The organism is uncultured Marinobacter sp., from assembly GCF_913055835.1.
Classification (GTDB): domain Bacteria; phylum Pseudomonadota; class Gammaproteobacteria; order Pseudomonadales; family Oleiphilaceae; genus Marinobacter.
Genome location: NZ_CAJXKQ010000008.1, coordinates 108456 through 125719, shown reverse-complemented (window position 1 = coordinate 125719; position 17264 = coordinate 108456). Strand labels below are relative to the sequence as shown.

The 17264-nt window shown below is 57.6% G+C and carries 15 protein-coding genes; 3 read left to right on the top strand and 12 right to left on the bottom strand.

Annotated elements, in window-relative coordinates:
• Positions 1–71: 71 nt before the first annotated feature.
• The 6 genes from nqrE to QZ534_RS06985 all read right to left on the bottom strand — a co-directional run bounded on the left by nqrE (position 72) and on the right by QZ534_RS06985 (position 6441).
• Entirely contained in the window at positions 72–680 is a 609-nt protein-coding gene (nqrE, locus tag QZ534_RS07010) for an NADH:ubiquinone reductase (Na(+)-transporting) subunit E (RefSeq protein ID WP_069183244.1), read from the bottom strand.
• Positions 680–1345, bottom strand: a complete 666-nt coding sequence (locus QZ534_RS07005; RefSeq protein ID WP_008175066.1) for an NADH:ubiquinone reductase (Na(+)-transporting) subunit D — start codon at positions 1343–1345, stop codon at positions 680–682. Before QZ534_RS07005 ends, nqrE begins: the two co-directional genes overlap by 1 nt.
• A 2-nt stretch (positions 1346–1347) precedes the next feature.
• Positions 1348–2151, bottom strand: a complete 804-nt coding sequence (locus QZ534_RS07000) for a Na(+)-translocating NADH-quinone reductase subunit C (protein ID WP_296933093.1) — start codon at positions 2149–2151, stop codon at positions 1348–1350.
• Positions 2144–3352 (bottom strand): NADH:ubiquinone reductase (Na(+)-transporting) subunit B, encoded by a 1209-nt coding sequence (locus QZ534_RS06995; RefSeq protein ID WP_296933091.1) that lies wholly within the window; start codon positions 3350–3352, stop codon positions 2144–2146. Before QZ534_RS06995 ends, QZ534_RS07000 begins: the two co-directional genes overlap by 8 nt.
• A gap of 4 nt (positions 3353–3356) precedes the next feature.
• On the bottom strand, positions 3357–4703 hold the full coding sequence (locus QZ534_RS06990; RefSeq protein WP_296933089.1) for a Na(+)-translocating NADH-quinone reductase subunit A: 1347 nt from the start codon (positions 4701–4703) through the stop codon (positions 3357–3359).
• 268 nt (positions 4704–4971) lie between these two features.
• Entirely contained in the window at positions 4972–6441 is a 1470-nt protein-coding gene (locus QZ534_RS06985) for a glyceraldehyde-3-phosphate dehydrogenase (protein ID WP_296933087.1), read from the bottom strand.
• Between the two features lie 220 nt (positions 6442–6661).
• On the opposite strand from QZ534_RS06985, the gene mfd reads away from it, so the two are divergent.
• Positions 6662–10195, top strand: a complete 3534-nt coding sequence (mfd, locus tag QZ534_RS06980) for a transcription-repair coupling factor (RefSeq protein WP_296933084.1) — start codon at positions 6662–6664, stop codon at positions 10193–10195.
• A 29-nt stretch (positions 10196–10224) separates the two neighbouring features.
• Entirely contained in the window at positions 10225–11052 is an 828-nt protein-coding gene (locus QZ534_RS06975) for a CsiV family protein (protein ID WP_296933083.1), read from the top strand.
• On the opposite strand, the gene QZ534_RS06970 is transcribed toward QZ534_RS06975, so the two are convergent.
• Genes QZ534_RS06970 through QZ534_RS06950 form a run of 5 tightly spaced genes read right to left on the bottom strand, consistent with a single transcriptional unit; the run spans position 11027 to position 15229 of the window.
• A complete protein-coding gene (locus QZ534_RS06970; protein ID WP_296933081.1) occupies positions 11027–11815 on the bottom strand; it encodes an S-methyl-5'-thioinosine phosphorylase in 789 nt (262 codons plus the stop codon). The two genes, QZ534_RS06975 and QZ534_RS06970, sit on opposite strands and share 26 nt — an antisense overlap.
• Positions 11812–13035 (bottom strand): mechanosensitive ion channel family protein, encoded by a 1224-nt coding sequence (locus QZ534_RS06965; RefSeq protein WP_296933078.1) that lies wholly within the window; start codon positions 13033–13035, stop codon positions 11812–11814. The genes QZ534_RS06970 and QZ534_RS06965 overlap by 4 nt, the downstream gene beginning before the upstream one ends.
• Before the next feature lie 24 nt (positions 13036–13059).
• On the bottom strand, positions 13060–13554 hold the full coding sequence (locus QZ534_RS06960) for a L,D-transpeptidase (protein ID WP_296933077.1): 495 nt from the start codon (positions 13552–13554) through the stop codon (positions 13060–13062).
• 55 nt (positions 13555–13609) lie between these two features.
• Positions 13610–14287 carry a TetR/AcrR family transcriptional regulator gene (locus tag QZ534_RS06955; RefSeq protein ID WP_296933074.1) on the bottom strand — a complete coding sequence of 226 codons (678 nt, stop codon included), beginning with the start codon at positions 14285–14287 and terminating at the stop codon, positions 13610–13612.
• 60 nt (positions 14288–14347) lie between these two features.
• Positions 14348–15229, bottom strand: a complete 882-nt coding sequence (locus QZ534_RS06950) for a hypothetical protein (RefSeq protein ID WP_296933072.1) — start codon at positions 15227–15229, stop codon at positions 14348–14350.
• Between the two features lie 158 nt (positions 15230–15387).
• Between QZ534_RS06950 and QZ534_RS06945 the strand changes: the two genes are divergently transcribed.
• Entirely contained in the window at positions 15388–16008 is a 621-nt protein-coding gene (locus QZ534_RS06945; protein ID WP_296933070.1) for a riboflavin synthase subunit alpha, read from the top strand.
• A gap of 12 nt (positions 16009–16020) precedes the next feature.
• Here QZ534_RS06945 and QZ534_RS06940 read toward each other — a convergent pair whose 3' ends face one another.
• Positions 16021–17169 carry a methyltransferase gene (locus QZ534_RS06940; protein WP_296933068.1) on the bottom strand — a complete coding sequence of 383 codons (1149 nt, stop codon included), beginning with the start codon at positions 17167–17169 and terminating at the stop codon, positions 16021–16023.
• Positions 17170–17264: the final 95 nt, after the last annotated feature.

The window sequence follows — 17264 nt, the reverse complement described above, 5'->3', positions numbered from 1 at the left end:
ACATGACCACGCCGAGAATAATTTCTGTATTCATGGTCTCGCCTTTTCGTTAAACCGAATCACCGGGTGAATTACAGTGAGATGCCGGAGAAGGACATGAAGCCCAGGGACATCAGACCAACAGTAATGAAGGTGATACCCAGGCCACGGAGGCCTTCCGGAACGTCACTGTACTTCAGCTTCTCGCGGATACCCGCCAGGGCGATGATTGCCAGTGCCCAGCCGAGGCCGGCACCAAAGCCATACACCACACTCTCGCCAAAGGTGTAGTCGCGCTCCACCATGAACAGCGAGGCACCCAGGATGGCGCAGTTCACCGTGATCAGTGGCAGGAACACACCCAGGGCGGCGTAGAGCGCCGGGATATACTTGTCCAGAACCATTTCCATGATCTGGACAATCGCCGCGATTACACCGATATACGTCAGCAATCCGAGGAAGCTCAGGTCCACATTAGGCAGGCCTGCCCACTCCAGGGCACCTTCGCGCAGAATGCTGTTGTACAGGAGGTTATTCACCGGAACGGTGACGGTCAGTACCACCACCACGGCAATACCAAGACCGGTCGCAGCCTCGATCTTCTTGGAGATGGCCAGGAAGGTACACATCCCGAGGAAGAAGGCCAGCGCCATGTTCTCAACGAAAATCGCCTTCAGAATCAGACTGATATAGTGTTCCATCAGAAGGCCTCCTTGGCGACATGACGTGACATTTTGTAGTCCGGCTCTTCAACCTGCTCCGGCTTCCAGGTCCGCAGACCCCAGATAGCCAGACCGATGATGAAGAACGCGCTCGGCGGCAGCAGCAGCAGACCGTTCGGAATGTACCAGCCACCTTCGTTGACCACCGGCATCAGGGAGACACCGAACAGGGAGCCGGCACCCAGAAGCTCACGGAAGAAGGCAACGAAGATCAGGAGTACGGAGTAACCCAGACCGTTACCAACGCCGTCCAGGAAGCTCAGCCAGGGGCCATTCTTCATGGCGAAGCCTTCCGCGCGGCCCATAACGATACAGTTGGTAATAATCAGACCAACGAACACCGAGAGCTGCTTGGAAATCTCGTAGGCGTAGGCCTTGAGCACCTGGTCAACCACGATTACCAGTGACGCAATAATGGTCATCTGCACGATGATCCGGATACTACCCGGAATCTGGGTGCGTACCAGCGACACCGCGAGGTTGGAAAATGCGGTAACGGCAATAACCGCTGCACACATAACGAGAGTAACGTTCATGCTGGTGGTTACCGCCAGCGCTGAACAGATGCCCAGGATCTGCAGGGCAATCGGGTTATTGCTGAAGATCGGTTCGAAGAGAACCTGTTTGGCTGATGCATCTGCCATGATCAGACCTCCCCTTCACGAAGTTTTTGCAGGAACGGCGCGTACCCGCGGTCGCCCATCCAGTAATTAACCAGTTGCTCAACGCCGCGGCTTGTCAGTGTCGCACCGGAGAGAGCATCAACCTTATGCTCCTTGTCCTGCGCGTCGGCGCTAACACCGCCCTTGACCAGTCGCACCTGAGGCTCGGAACGGTCTTCGTTGTAGACTTCCTTGCCAACCCACTGCCGCTTCCAGCGCGGGTTGTCCACTTCACCGCCGAGGCCCGGGGTTTCCGCATGGGCATAGAAACCAAGACCTTCGATGGTGTTCAGGTCGCCCTCAAGAGAAATGAAGCCGTACAGCGTGGACCAGAGCCCGTAGCCGTGGATCGGGAGAACCACGCGGTTAATCTGGCCGTTTTCGCTCATGGTGTAGACCTTGGCAACATTCGGTCGGCGTTTGATACCGGCCTTGTCTTCAGAAGACGGAATGTTGGTTGACATCTGAGGATCGGAAGCAGCCTTGTACATGTCGTACTTCATCGGATCCTGGACGCCAACGGCAGAGGGCTCGACGAACTCGCCGGTATCCAGATCAACCAGCCGAACGTCAAAGCGCGCGAACGCCTCTTCAATCTGCTCGGCGCTGGAGCCTGGCTCCAGCATGCCGGCTGAGGACAGAATATTGGTCTTGATGTCCAGGTTCTGGTTCTGGATCTGGGCCGGGCGAAGCAGAACTGCTGCCGTGGAGACCACAACAGAGAACACGATACTCAGCACCAGCGCAACGACCAGCGTGCGGGAGACAGTTTCTTTAGCTTTAGCCACGAGCAAGCCTCCGTTTGATGTTGGCCTGAACCACGTAGTGATCCATCAGCGGCGCAAACAGGTTAGCGAAGAGGATGGCCAGCATGATGCCTTCCGGGAAGGCCGGGTTGATGACGCGGATCAATACGGTCATTACGCCCACCAGAATACCGAAGCACCAGCGACCCGTGTTGGTCATGGCCGCAGAAACCGGATCCGTTGCCATGAACATCATACCGAAGGCAAAGCCGCCCATGACCAGATGCCAGTGCGCCGGCACACCGAAGAACGGGTTGGTTTCAGAACCAATGATGTTCAGAAGCAGAGACATACCAATCATGCCGATCAGCACACCACCGACAATCCGGTAGCTGGCAATCTTCATGGCCAGCAGGATCAGACCGCCGATCAGCACCGCCAGCGTGGAGGTTTCACCCATGGAACCCTGGATGGTTCCAACAAAGGCGCTCATCCAGCCAATCTGTGCTTCCAGCGCTTCCAGGCCGCCGCTCGCGGCCCAGCTCAGTGCCGTAGCGCCGCTGAAACCATCAACCGCGGTCCATACCGTGTCACCGGAAATCTGGGCCGGATAGGCAAAGTACAGGAACGCACGACCGGTCAAAGCCGGGTTCAGGAAGTTCTTGCCGGTACCGCCAAACACTTCCTTGCCGATCACGACACCAAAGGTGATACCCAGCGCCACTTGCCAGAGCGGGATTGTGGGCGGGCAGATCAGTGCGAACAGTACCGATGTAACGAAGAAACCTTCGTTCACTTCGTGACGACGCACGGTGGCAAACAGCACTTCCCAGAAACCACCGACCACAAAGGTCACGAAGTAAATGGGTACGAAGTAGGCCATGCCGTAAACAAAATTATCCCATACACCAGCACCGGCACCGGTGATGGCCAGTGCCTGAATGAACGCAGTCCGCAGGCCGCCATCAGCAACCATGGCATCCGGGTTGGAAGCCAGGAAACTGTTGGCCTGGTAGCCGATGTTCCACATACCGAAGAACATCGCCGGGAAAGTACACAACCACACCGTGATCATGATGCGCTTGAGGTCAACGCCGTCGCGCACATGGGCAGTGGTTGAGGTTACCTTGCCGGGAGTGTAGAAAATGGTATCTACGGCCTCATACAGCGCGTACCAGCGCTCGTACTTGCCACCCTTTTCAAAGTGATGCTCGATTCCATCGAGAAACTGTCTGATAGCCATCGTATTAGCCCTCGATCTCGATTCGGGTCAGGTTCTCGCGGAGAATCGGACCGTATTCATATTTGCCGGGGCACACAAACGTGCACAGCGCCAGATCTTCTTCATCCAACTCCAGAGCACCAAGCTTCTGTGCCATCTCTGTGTCGCCAACGATCAGCGAACGCAGCAGCTGAGTCGGGAGAATATCCAGAGGCATGATCTGCTCGTAGGCTCCTACCGGAACCATTGCCCGCTCACTACCATTGGTAGTAGTGGTGAAGTTGAAAAGCTTGCCACTGGTCAGCTTGGACAGATAAATGTTCAGCACCGAGAACTTGTTGGGGCCCGGAGACAGCCAACCCATGAACTCACGCTTGTTGCCCTCTTCAAGTACCGATACCTGGTTGGCAAACCGGCCGAGGTAGGCGCAGGGACCATCACCGCGACGACCACCGAAAACGGAGCCTGAAATGGCCCGGATCTCGCAATCTGTGGCAACCTCACCTTCAAGCAGTTCCTCAAGACTGGCACCCAGGCGGGTACGCACCAGACGGGGCTTCAGGGCCTTGGGGCCGCCGATCGCCACAATACGCTCGACCGGAACTTCTCCGGACTCGAACAGTTTGGCGATGTCGATGACGTCCTGATAATTGATACTCCAGACGGTCTTGCTTCCGGATACCGGATCCAGATGATGGATGTGGGTACCAACATTACCCGCCGGATGCTTGCCATCGAACTGATGCACTTCAACGGCGTCGGTTTTGGGAACCGCCACGTTGGACCCGGGCTTGCCAGTGACAAACACCTTGCCTGCGGTCAATTTGGTAAGCAGGTTGAGGCCTTTCTCGAATGCCTGGCTGTTCTCGCCAATGATGACCGTCGGGTCCGCTGCCAGCGGATTGGTGTCCATTACCGACACAAAGATGGAATGGGGCGCGGAATCAATGGCGGGCACCTTGCTGTACGGGCGCGTCTTGAACGCCGTCCAAAGCCCGGACTCCACCAGATTGTCAACCACCTGCTGGCGTTCCAGGCCGGCAAGGTCCGCTTCGCTGTAGCGCGCAAAGGTCTCAGCCTCATCGCCATCGATTTCGATGACGATCGACTGGAATACCCGACGCTCACCACGGTTAATCTCTTTCACCACGCCGGCGGCAGGTGACGTATAACGAACGCCTTCGGTCTTCTTGTCCGTGAACAGCAGCGTACCGCGCTTGACACGGTCTCCCTCTTTCACAGCCATAGTCGGCTTCATGCCGATGTAGTCAAAACCGATCAACGCCACGTGGCGAACGGGTTTGCCGTCTGTAATGGTCTGTTCAGGAGCGCCGCTGATGGGAAGATCCAGGCCTTTTTTGATCTTGATCATTAGCCTCATCCAATCATCAGAAACTTTTCAATGGATTCGTAACGTCCGACACCTGCGGCCCAGAAAAACCATGAGAAACGGAGTGCCAGACGTACCCAAAATCGCGCCAATTATAGAGATTAAGGAATCCTATTTCCACCAGAAACCGGAACGGGTTATGCGACGACAGCGAAACGAGCCGACTGGCCAGCCTTAAAAACAAAAACCCCGACAGCAGGTGCCATCGGGGTTTTCAGAACCGTTACTTCACCGGATCGGTGCGATGCGCTCAGTCTCTCGCACGTTTGGGGAAGATCGGGTAACTTACGCCGGCCATCTGATTGACCACACGGATAACCTGAGCGCTGTAACCGAACTCGTTGTCGTACCACACGTACAGGATCAGGCGCTTACCGCTGGCGATTGTCGCCTGGGCATCTACGATGCCGGCATGGCGGGAGCCGACAAAGTCGGTGGAAACCACTTCCGGGGAATTCACGAAGTCGATCTGCTTCTGCAGCTCTGAATGCAACGCCATATCCCGCAGATAGTCGTTCACGCCTTCCACATCAACGTCTTTCTTGAGGTTGAGATTCAGGATCGCCATGGAGACGTTCGGCGTCGGCACCCGAATGGCATTGCCTGTCAGCTTGCCTTTCAGCACGGGCAGCGCCTTGGCAACGGCCTTGGCGGCACCTGTCTCGGTAATTACCATGTTCAGGGCTGCGCTCCGTCCGCGACGGCTTCCCTTGTGGTAGTTGTCGATCAGGTTCTGGTCGTTGGTGTAGGAGTGCACCGTCTCAACGTGGCCATCTTCGATACCGTACTCGTCTTCAATCGCCTTCAGCACGGGCGTGATGGCGTTGGTGGTACAGGAAGCGGCGGACAGGATCTTGTCTTCGTCGGTGATCCAGTCGTTGTTGATGCCATAAACGATGTTCTTGATATCACCCTTGCCCGGCGCGGTCAGGATAACGCGGCTGACGCCCTTGGATTTCAGATGCAAACCAAGACCTGCTTCGTCACGCCACTTACCGGTGTTGTCGATAACAATGGCGTTATTGATGCCGTAGTCTGTGTAATCCACTTTGTCAGGACCGTCAGAGTAGATCACCTTGATATAGTTGCCGTTGGCAATCAGAGCGGACTCTTTTTCATCAACGGTGATGGTGCCATCGAACGGGCCGTGTACAGAGTCACGGCGCAGCAGGCTCGCACGCTTCTCGAGGTCATTTTCAGCGCCGCCCTGACGAACGACAATCGCGCGCAGACGCAGGTTGTTACCACCACCGGCCTTCTCGATCAGGATGCGGGCCAGCAGGCGACCGATACGGCCGAAACCATACAGAACCACGTCTTTGGTGTCGTTGTTGGCATCTTCCTCGGACTGAGCCGCGTACTGCCCAACTACCGGGCCGATTTCGCGCTTGAGGAATTCGGTCAGGTCGCCGCCTTCCTCTTTGAACTTGACCGCCAGCTTGCCGATATCCACGTGGGCGCGGCCCAGATCAAGCTTGTCCATGGCCTGCAGGATCGGCAGGGTGTCGTGAACAGAGAGTTCGCTGTCTTCAACCTGGCGCACAAACCGGTGAGCGCGAATGATATCAATAACCGACTGGTTGATGATGGCGCGGCCGTATACAGAAGTAACCACGTTGTTCTTGCGGTAGAGGCGGCCGATCAGCGGAATCATGGCTTCCGCAGTGGATTCTCTTTCTGTCCAGTTGGACAGGTACTGATTGATCTGTTCGTGACTCACGCTTGGACCTCTGCAGTTGGCACTTGGAAATTTGGGCGCACATTATCCAACTTAATCCGGCCGACCGCAAATACGTCAGGCCATGACCTTCGTATAGATGCGGTTTGCTTTTTTACCGATCGAGGCCGCCCTGGCGCCGCCATGACAGCGTCACCTCCGAGCGTTAGAATACGCGCCTCACCGCCTCCCGGACATCCACATCAGGAGTATCAGACCGCCCATGAGCCAAGGTGCCAGCACACGCCCGTCTCCCCGATCCATGATTGCCCCGGAATTCCCGTCCCGACCGGCTGATCACAGAACATGGGGCCAATTGCACGGCAGCAGCGACGCACTGGCCATCTGTGAGAGTGCCCGCGCCCACAAGGGTCTTACTCTGGTGATAACCCGCAGCACCGCCGATGCCATCCGGCTAGAGCAGGCCATGCGGTTCTTTCTTGGCCTGCCCCCGGAAGAGGATGGTCCGGCTGTCAGCGAGGACGGCTTGGAACTGCTTTCTCTCCCAGACTGGGAGACCCTGCCCTACGATCTGTTTTCGCCCCACCAGGACATCATTTCCCGGCGAATCCGGACGTTGCACCGCCTTCCCTCAACCAGCCATGGGGTATTGGTGGTTCCGGCCAGGACTCTGATGCACAGGCTGCCGCCGGTAAATTACCTCCAGGGCAACACCCTACTCCTGGAAGTGGGACAGTCACTGGATATTGAAAGCTGGCGAATGCAGCTGGAGGCGGCAGGTTACAGACACGCTGAGAACGTCTACGAACACGGCGAATACGCCGTTCGCGGCGCGATACTGGACATCTTTCCGATGGGCGCCAACCAACCCTACCGGATTGACCTGTTCGATGACGAGATCGAGACCCTCCGCACCTTCGATCCGGAAACCCAGCGTTCGATCGACCGGATTGATCGCATCGAGCTGCTGCCTGCATTCGAATTCCCCTGGCACAAAGAGGCACGGTCCGGCTTTCGCAGCCGCTGGTTCGAACAGTTCCCGGATGCCGACAAGGACACGCCGATCTACCAGGATGTCACACACGGCATTACCCCGCCGGGAATCGAGTATTACCTGCCCCTGTTCTTCGACGAGACGGCCACCCTGTTCGACTACCTGCCAGGGGCAACCCACGTCTTTACCGCCGACGGACTGAACGATGCAGTCAGCCACTTTGACAGCGAAACCCGTAATCGATACGAGGATCGCCGCCACGATCGACTGCGGCCGATCCTGCCGCCCACTCGCCTGTTTCTGCAGCAGGAAGAACTGTTCAGAAATCTGAAAGCCTTCCCGAGGGTAACCATCTCCTCCGACAGCCAGGAGTCCGCCGGTTCGGTCAATTGCCCGACAAGAACCCTGCCGGATATCGCAATGGATGGTCGGACCGCTGATCCTGCCGGTCGCCTCAAGCGCTTTCTCGGCGAGTTCGACGGCCATGTGCTGATCTGCGCAGAGTCTTCCGGTCGGCGAGAAGCCCTGATCGAGAATCTTGGCGAACAGGGTCTTGAGTTGAAAACCCTCTCAGGCTGGCAGGCATTTCTTGAGGATAAAGAGACTCCACTGGCCATGACCATTGCACCGATGGAGCAAGGTCTGGTGCTGCCGGAGCATTCCGTTGCCCTTATTACAGAAACGGCCCTGTTTGGAGAGCGGGTACTGCAGCGGCGCCGCCGCGAAAAGCCGACGGAAACCGACGATGCCGGTTTCCGGGACCTGTCGGAATTGCGGATTGGTGCACCGGTGGTTCACATCGACCACGGCGTTGGCCGCTATCTGGGCCTTGAAACCATTACAGTCGAGGGTGAAGCCAGCGAATTTCTGATGCTCGAGTACGCCGGCGGCTCCAAGCTTTATGTGCCGGTTTCCAGTCTGCACCTCATTTCCCGCTATGCCGGGAATGACACCGAGCACGCACCGCTGCACAAGCTCGGAACGGATCGCTGGAGCACTGCCAAGCAGAAAGCCCTGGAGAAAATCCGCGATACCGCCGCCGAGCTACTGGACGTCTACGCCCGCCGGGAAGCGCGCAAGGGCTTCAGTTTCGAGGATCCGAAAGAGGCCTATCGCGCCTTTGCCGCAGGCTTCCCATTCGAGGAAACGCCGGACCAGCAGGTCGCCATCCAGTCAGTATTCGAGGACATGACCAGCGAGCGACCCATGGACCGCCTGGTGTGTGGCGACGTGGGTTTCGGAAAAACCGAGGTGGCCATGCGCGCAGCATTCCTGGCTACCTGGTCCGGCAAACAGGTGGCGGTCCTGGTTCCGACCACCCTGCTTGCCCAGCAGCATTACGAATCCTTCCGGGATCGTTTCTCGGATACACCGGTGCAGGTTGAACTGCTCAGCCGGTTCCGCACCGTTGGCCAGACCAACAAAGCTCTGGAGGCTGTGGAAAATGGCAAGGCGGACATCGTTATCGGCACCCACAAACTGCTTCAGGGCGACATCAAGTTCAAGAATCTCGGACTGGTGATTATCGACGAGGAGCACCGATTTGGTGTGCAGCAAAAGGAAAGATTAAAAGCGCTGCGGGCCGAAGTGGACATGCTGAACCTGACGGCCACTCCGATTCCACGGACCCTGAACATGGCCATGGGACACCTGCGGGATCTCTCGATTATCGCAACACCGCCAGCGCGGCGACTCTCGGTGAAAACCTTCGTGCGCCAGAAAGACAACGCCATGGTCAAGGAAGCCATCTTGCGGGAAATCCTCCGCGGCGGTCAGGTTTATTTCCTCCACAACGATGTGGCCACCATTGAAAAAACCGCAGAAGATCTTCGTTCACTGATACCCGAAGCCCGCGTGGCCGTCGCCCACGGCCAGATGCGGGAGCGGGATCTCGAGAAGATCATGTCGGATTTCTACCACAAGCGCTTCAACGTGCTGGTGTGCACAACCATCATTGAAACCGGCATCGACGTCCCAAGTGCCAACACCATCATTATCGAACGGGCCGACAAATTCGGCCTGGCCCAACTGCACCAGCTTCGGGGTCGCGTTGGCCGGTCGCACCACCAGGCCTACGCCTACCTGCTCACGCCACCGCCGAAATCAATTACGGCGGACGCCAAGAAGCGGCTGGATGCCATCTCCGAAGCGCAGGACCTCGGCGCCGGCTTCATGCTTGCAACCCACGACCTGGAAATCCGGGGCGCCGGTGAGTTATTGGGGGAGGAACAGAGCGGCCAGATCGAAAGCATCGGCTTTACCCTGTACATGCAGCTGCTGGACGAAGCCGTCAAGGCGATCCGAGAGGGCCGGACACCCAACGCCGATCTGCCCCTGAGCCATGGCACCGAAATGAATCTGAGGATTCCGGCGCTGATCCCGGAGGATTACCTGCCCGATGTCCATAACCGCCTGATGCTGTACAAGCGCATTGCCAGCGTGGACAGCCCGGAAGCATTAAAAGAACTTCAGGTTGAGATGATTGACCGGTTCGGATTGTTACCGGATCCGGCCAAAAATCTGATCCGCCAGACCGAACTTCGCCTACGGGCGGAAGCCCTGGGCATCGTGAAAGTGGATGCAGGCAAGGAATGGGCGCGACTGGAGTTTGGCAGCTCGACACCGGTGGATCCTCTGGTTCTGGTTAAAAAAGTGCAATCCGCACCGGACCAGTACCGGCTTGAAGGTGCCAACAGCTTCCGTTTTCGGCTGAAGGATGCCACAACCGGTGGTAAACTCGACGGCATTTCCCGGATGCTTGGCGAGTTGGAGCCTGCTAAAAGTGACGCGTCCGGCTCATGAACGGCCGACCAACATGTGGAGTACGACCCTTGCAAATTGATGGAATTCGCTGGTGCCGATACCCGACCCGGGCCCTCCTGGCAGCCCTCCTGCTGAGCTTTGCCGTCACCGGCGCCGCCCAGCAGCCTGACCGGGCAACGCTGCCTCTTGAACCCGGCACGCCCATTCCCGACGACTACTATCGGGCCGAATTCGTGATTCTGGAGCGGATCATAGAACCCGAGGCCGTGAATGAGCGAATGTCTGGCCGCACGGTGGAGGAGCCGACGGAAACAGAAGAGGTTCTCTGGTCAGTGCTTGAGAATGGCACCACGGAAACCACCCTCGAACTGGCGCCCCGGAAGGATCTTCATCTCGCCAGCGCCGCCGCGCGACTTGAGCGCAGCGGCCGGTACCGTGTGCTCGTGGCAGCCGGTTGGTACGAGGCGTTTCCGCCGGATTACGAGGGCACGCCTTTGCGGGTCGAGACAGGCGACTGGATTGAGGACGCTCGCGCCCGGGAGGTTGAGGGGCACATAACCATTGACCGGCAACGCTACTTGCACGTCAATGTTCATCTCAACCACTGGCAGGCGGCGGAAGAAGATTCAGAACTCTCTGAAAACGCCGTCACTGGGGTGTCCGGGGAAACCCCCTCTCCCGACGGAGCCTCCAATACAGAACAAACCACCGCGGCCTCAGCCACAACCGACGAGTCTGCGGCTCAGCAACTGCCTGTGCTGGCTGAACCCGCTCCACTCGAACTGTTAACCTGGATTCGGGAAACCCGCCGGATGCGCAGTGAGGAGATCCATTTCCTGGACTCCCCCACCATCGGCGTACTGGTGTTCTTCAAGAAGATTGAGGCAACGGAGTAAGCACCCCAAGGCCGGCCATTGAGACCTCGAGAATCCGTCTGACACCAGACATTCCCTGCTCAATGGCCGCCTCTATCTCCTCCATGGTGATAATGTGGTCGGATTTTCCGGCCGCCCAATTCACCACCAGCCCAAGACAGACATAGCGTATTCCCAGTTCCGCCGCCAGAGCAGCTTCCGGCATGCCGGTCATGCCCACCAGGTCGCATCCGTCCCGCTCCATCCGGATGATCTCGGCTGAAGTTTCCAACCTTGGCCCCTGGGTTGCGCCATACACTCCGAAACCGGAAAACGGCACGTCTTCTGCACCGGCCGCGTCTATCAGAATCTGGCGGGCACTCTCATCATAGGGCCAGGTGAAATCAATGTGGGTCACCGAGTCCAGGTCACCCTCGAAAAAGGTGCTGGCACGCCCCCAGGTGTAATCGATAATCTGATCTGGAATAACGACATGGGCAGGGCCCATATCCGGGTGGATACCGCCGACGGCGTTGACACCCACTACCGTCCGGACGCCGGCATCGAAAAGGGCCGTCAGATTCGCCCGGTAGTTTACTTGATGGGGCGGAATCCGGTGCGGATTACCATGTCGCGACAGAAAGATAACAGGCTGATCGCCAAGCCGCCCTTCCACCAGTGGCGCAGATGGACTGCCCCATGGCGTGCCTGCCTGCCTTTCACCGGTGATTTCCAGGCCCGAAAGAGTGGTCAGACCGGTGCCGCCAATAATACCAACAGGGTGCATTTTCTCCGGTGACGTCATTCTGCCTCTCCTGAATCTTCCACATCTCCGGTTGCCTGACGACTCTGCGATTTCCCGGCACTCTTGCTGGAGGAATCCGCCGCTCTTTCGTCTGAGGAGTCATCGGACTGCGATCCGGAGAGCCTCACGCCATCCGGAAGATGCAGCGTGCGGGTCGGGAAGGCCACTTCGGCACCGTAACCTTCAATGATGTCGCTGATTTTCAACAGCACATCCTGCTTCACCTCATGGAACCGGACCCACTGGGTGGTTTTGGTGAAGGTATAAACCATGATATCCAGCGAGGACGCATTGAACGCAAGGAAGTTCACGATCAGGGTCTCGTCGCTGTCAATCTCCTCGTGCTCTTGAAGCATGGCCTTGATGTCATCGACGATGGACGCCATCTGACCCACGTCGGCATACCGGATGCCAACGGTTTCGTAGATCCGGCGATTGGTCATGCGCGACGGATTCTCTACTGCGATGGTGGTGAATGCCGCATTCGGCACATAGAGCGGACGTTTGTCGAAGGTTCGGATTGTGGTCAGGCGCCAGCCGATGTGTTCAACCGTGCCTTCAATGTTCCGGTCCGGCGAACGCACCCAGTCCCCGACCTTGAATGGCCGGTCGAGATGAATAATAAAGCCACCGAAAAAGTTGGCGAGCAGGTCTTTGGCGGCAAAGCCGACGGCAATGCCACCCACGCCGCCAAATGCCAGGACCCCGGAGATGCTGTAACCCATGGATTGCATTGCAATCAGTACCGCGGTGATGATGACCACGGCCCGGGAGAGTTTGCTCACCGCGTTGACGGTGGTGTAGTCCATCGGCTGCTTCATTTTCAGGGGCGATACCAGTATCCCCTCTGCCTCCTTGATCAGGCGCAAAACCACCCAGACCAGGATGAAGATGAAACCAATCTGCAGTACCGACTCATTGGCCTTGAAAATCTCGGCTTCCGAGTATTTGTGGGCCACTTCTGCAGCCCAGTAGACCCCCTGCAGCCAGACAAACGCTACGACCGGCTTGCGAGCCGCATGCAGTAACGCATCGTCGAACAGGTTTTTTGTCTGGCTGAATTTGCGTTCAAGTGCCCCGATGATGTGGCTGGCGATATACGCCACTGTGGCCGTTCCGAAAACCAACGCAAATACGACTATGCCGACGCGCCAGGCTTCAGACAGCAGTCCGAAATTCTCGATCCAGCCATTCACCATGGCCATGAAATCCCCGATCATCGGATCCCTCTGATATGTGTATGTTTATTGAATGGAAACGGCGGTTCCAGGACCGACACGATCAAACAGATCAATAATGTCTTCGTTGCGCATCCGGACACAACCGTGGGACAGCGGCACCCCCATCGGCTCGCTGTCCGGGGTGCCGTGAATGTATATGAAGCGGCGAAAAGTATCGACACCCGGCCCACGGTTTTTGCCCCACTCACGGCCGCACAACCAGAGAATCCGACTGAGGATCCAATCACGGTCGGGATGTTCACGGGCTAGTTCGGAGCTATAGGTTTCGCCTGTCGGCCGCCGGCCACGGAATACCGTTCCTACAGGAAGCCCCGAGCCAATACTCGCGCGAACGTAGTGTTCGCCTCGTGGAGTGCAGCCACTGCCATCGTTCTCACCGGCCCCGTTGAGCCCGGTGGAAACCGGATAGGAGGCGATAAGCTCCCCGCCTCCGGTTTCAAGCCGCAGGCGCTGGAGGGTCAGATCAATGACAATGTGGACGGATGAAGAATGGATCAAAACCGGTCAGGCTCCCTTGGAGATCAAGGAGAAAGCCTAACCGACAGAGAGGAACTCAGGCAACCGAGACCCTGCTACCGGCGGGCGGAATCAGCATGGCATCTTCTGCCTGCATGCCCGCGGCCAGGAAGGGTACCAGTCGGGCGGCAATTTCCTGAACGGTGGTTTCCACACCCAGTTTGTTCTGAAGGATATCCCTCAACGCATCACTGCTGGACATGGTGAACGCCGTTGCCCCGAGCATGAACTGGATGCGCCAGTATCGATCCACCGAGGACAGTTGCGGGGTCGCTTCCTTGAGCAGCCTCATGAAACGGCTGAAAGGCTCGCTGTATTCCTGCTCCAGGAACTTGCGCAAATGGCCCTGGGACTGGGTGTAGGCAAGCCCGAGCAGGCGCATGAAAATCGAGATACCCTTCTCGTTGCGCTGGGGCATGCGCACTGCGCTTTCGGTGAGCGCCCAGAGGGTCTGGTTCAATGTGGGCGGTTTACCATCACACCGCTCCTCAAGCTCATCAAAGGCGTTTTCCAGGGTTGCGGAAAACGGCGTCAGAAAGCGCGCAAAAACGGCGTGAATCAGAGCGTTCTTTGAACCAAAGTGGTAATTGACAGCGGCCAGATTTACTTTAGCCTTACTGGTAATCATTCGGAGCGAGGTTTCCGAAAAACCCCGGTCGGCGAACAGCTCTTCGGCTGCATCGAGAATCCGGTCAACGGTATCAGAGTGCGCCATTTTATTATCTATGCCTCTAGCAAACGTCTGTTTGAAACATACGTTTGAAGCGCACTTATGTCAAGCTCTGGGCTCGGGCTCTGCCGCCACTTCTTCCCATCCCTGATCAATCGCCTCCTGGTGTCCCTCGAAAAAAGCCTTCTGGACGCGACTATAGGCTTTCTCGGCTTCCAGCAGATAGATCAGATAAAGACGCACATGCTCACGGCGCGTCAGATGCCTGGAGAGGCTACGCCTTTCGGACAACCTCAAAAGGTGGCTGAACCGGGTATTCTTTAGCGCGGGGTTGAAATCGGCCATCCGGGCGCACTGCCAGATCAGGCCATCCGAGCCTTCCAGATGCGCGACGTGCTGCCTTGCCTCGCGAAGCATCCGCTGGCGAGTCATGATCAGATCAAGATAGGAAGGTTTCGACGTGTAGATTCTTCGTACCGCCGGTATCCCCAGCAACAGAATGATCACGAAGGCACCAAAACCACCGCCTGCAATCCAGGCCGGCACAAACCCGGTCAGACCGCTCAGAAAGATCGCTGCGGCGATCAAGGAACTGAACAACCAGAGGTCCCGGCCCCGACGCGCCTCGGCCATTGTGTAGTTGTCCGGCCAACCGTTCATGGCGAGGAGGTCGAAATCCATCAGCAGTACCCGATCACACTGCCGCAGCATCAACCGGAGTCCGCGCTGCCGGGATTCTGCCAACACCCTCTCTGTCACGCCACTCCCCCCCTCCCGGGACGCTTCAGCGCCCGAAGGGCTATCAGGCTCGGCATTGGCGTCCGAGGCCTGATCGGGTGGTTCGTTTTCTGCAGCCTGGCTGGCAGATGTCGGGGCACCCGCTGTTACGGGCGCTGGCACAGGATCGGCGGCCCGGCCTGGCCTCAGTACCGGTGCCTGCGCCGGTTCATTCGCCTGGGTAGCAGCCTTACTCTGATTTTCAGCCATGGCGGGTTGTCCGGATTCAGGGGTTTAAACAAGTATCGACCATCGCAGCCGATACTTGAATTCCACTTCTCCGATCTTGGCATTGATCAGTCCGCTCGCTATCCTTGGCGCACCTGCCAGAAAGGCATCCGTACACCATATCCAACGAGGTCAGGATTATGTTCACAGGCATTGTCCAGGGCATTGCAACCATCGAAGACGTCGACGCTGAGCCCGGGCTGAGCACCTTTGCGATACGACTGCCAACAGACAAGGCAAGTGGCGTGTCCATTGGCGCCTCGGTGGCAATCAACGGAACCTGCCTGACCGTCACACGCCAACAAGACAGCGTCCTCTATTTTGACGCCATGCAGGAAACCCTGAGACTGACCACCCTGGGAGACCTGAAGACAGGAGACCAGGTCAATTTCGAACGGGCCGCCCGGATCGGGGATGAAATTGGCGGCCACCTGTTGTCTGGACACATCCACACCACAGCCCAGATCGTCGAGATTCTGCGACCGGAAAACAACGTCACCCTGTGGTTTGAAGTGCCCGACGAATGGACACGCTACATTTTTCCCAAAGGCTACATCGCCATCAACGGCGCCAGCCTGACGATAGGCGAAGTTCGAGGCAACCGGTTCAACATTCATCTGATTCCGGAGACCCTGAGGGCCACCACTTTTGGCACCTGTGAAGAAGGTCAACGGGTGAACATCGAAATAGACAGCCAGACCCAGACCATCGTCGACACTCTGGCGCGCCTGGGTTACGACCGCCCGGCCCCGACGCTTTGATTCTTTGACCCTTCAGCGTCTGCCAGCCCGGAAAACGACAAACTTGGGGCTGGCATCGAGTTGCTCTACACAAGAGAAATACCGCCGCAGGCTTCGGTGATAACCCAGGTGGCGATTTCCCACCATGAGCATGTGACCACCTGGCTTAAGGTGTTCTGACGCCTGCTCAAACAAACGCAGGGCAATATGATCACCCACTACACCGCCCTCGTGGAATGGTGGATTCAGCAGGATCAGGTCGAAAGCGCCCGCATCAGCGTCAATGCCGTCGCAGTGAGAGAAACTTGCGTGGGCCTCAGGAAATGCCTGCTCGACGTTATGACGGGCACTGAGCACTGCCTGGCTTGAAACATCGCTGAAGCGGAATTGTAAGTCTTTGCGCTCTGCTAAAGCTGCCAGGCCCAACACACCGTTGCCACAGGCCAGATCCAGCACAGAGTCGCCGGCTTGCAGAGCCGATGCTGCTTTGGCCACATGAGGCAGAAGCAAGCGACTACCGATATCCAGCCTTTCCCTGGCGAATACTGCGGGCAATGCTTGCACCGCCAGCTCACCGGTGCTGCCGGTTAATGCATACCCGCTCCAGGCACCCGGCCAGCCCGCCAGAGTCGCAGCGCCTTTGCGGCAACGAATTACCCGAGCCTTCTTGCGCGCTGGCAGAACCTGTTCCGTCTGCACCGCTTCGGCAAACACCTCGACACTTTTCGCCGGCAAATGCTTGATCATTCCTCCGGCCAGCAACACACCGGAATCCGCTATCACACCATTGAGCCAGCGCAATAACCACGCCAGATAGTCGGCCTGGCGCGGTATTCTCATCACCACCAGATCGAACGGGCCCGCCGGCGGACTGATCCAGCTACAAACCGGCCCTGGCGCAGGAAAACCGGGGTTCAATGAGGCATTGGTTAGCAGTGAGGATGGCAATACGGCGCTATCAGCAACGATGGTCGGCGAAAACTGCGAGAGCCCCAGCGCAAGCGCTCCGAACTGGTCATCCACCACCAGGATCCGGGGCTCATCGAAGCCGGCTGCGGCATCAATAGCCTGTTCCAGCAGGAGCTCGTCCGCCGCATCCCACGCCCTCAGCGTCGGATCGCCGGTACCCGGGCGGCTGAGAGTCAGCCTGCCCTGGGAAAAAACGAGTTCGGCAGTTGTCATTTCGGGCATCCTGGAGGCTTTCTGTCACAAAAGCGCCATTCTAGGCTGTTTATTCTAGAAATTAACCCTAACGTGGAAGGTGTTCACGCTGAACA

Excerpts from the sequence above, each read along its gene's own strand:
- nqrE (WP_069183244.1), bottom strand. The coding sequence starts at position 680 with ATGGAACACTATATCAGTCTGATTCTGAAGGCGATTTTCGTTGAGAAC.
- QZ534_RS07005 (WP_008175066.1), bottom strand. The coding sequence starts at position 1,345 with ATGGCAGATGCATCAGCCAAACAGGTTCTCTTCGAACCGATCTTCAGC.
- QZ534_RS06995 (WP_296933091.1), bottom strand. The coding sequence starts at position 3,352 with ATGGCTATCAGACAGTTTCTCGATGGAATCGAGCATCACTTTGAAAAG.
- QZ534_RS06990 (WP_296933089.1), bottom strand. The coding sequence starts at position 4,703 with ATGATCAAGATCAAAAAAGGCCTGGATCTTCCCATCAGCGGCGCTCCT.
- mfd (WP_296933084.1), top strand. The coding sequence starts at position 6,662 with ATGAGCCAAGGTGCCAGCACACGCCCGTCTCCCCGATCCATGATTGCC.
- QZ534_RS06970 (WP_296933081.1), bottom strand. The coding sequence starts at position 11,815 with ATGACGTCACCGGAGAAAATGCACCCTGTTGGTATTATTGGCGGCACC.
- QZ534_RS06965 (WP_296933078.1), bottom strand. The coding sequence starts at position 13,035 with ATGATCGGGGATTTCATGGCCATGGTGAATGGCTGGATCGAGAATTTC.
- QZ534_RS06955 (WP_296933074.1), bottom strand. The coding sequence starts at position 14,287 with ATGGCGCACTCTGATACCGTTGACCGGATTCTCGATGCAGCCGAAGAG.
- QZ534_RS06950 (WP_296933072.1), bottom strand. The coding sequence starts at position 15,229 with ATGGCTGAAAATCAGAGTAAGGCTGCTACCCAGGCGAATGAACCGGCG.
- QZ534_RS06945 (WP_296933070.1), top strand. The coding sequence starts at position 15,388 with ATGTTCACAGGCATTGTCCAGGGCATTGCAACCATCGAAGACGTCGAC.
- QZ534_RS06940 (WP_296933068.1), bottom strand. The coding sequence starts at position 17,169 with ATGACAACTGCCGAACTCGTTTTTTCCCAGGGCAGGCTGACTCTCAGC.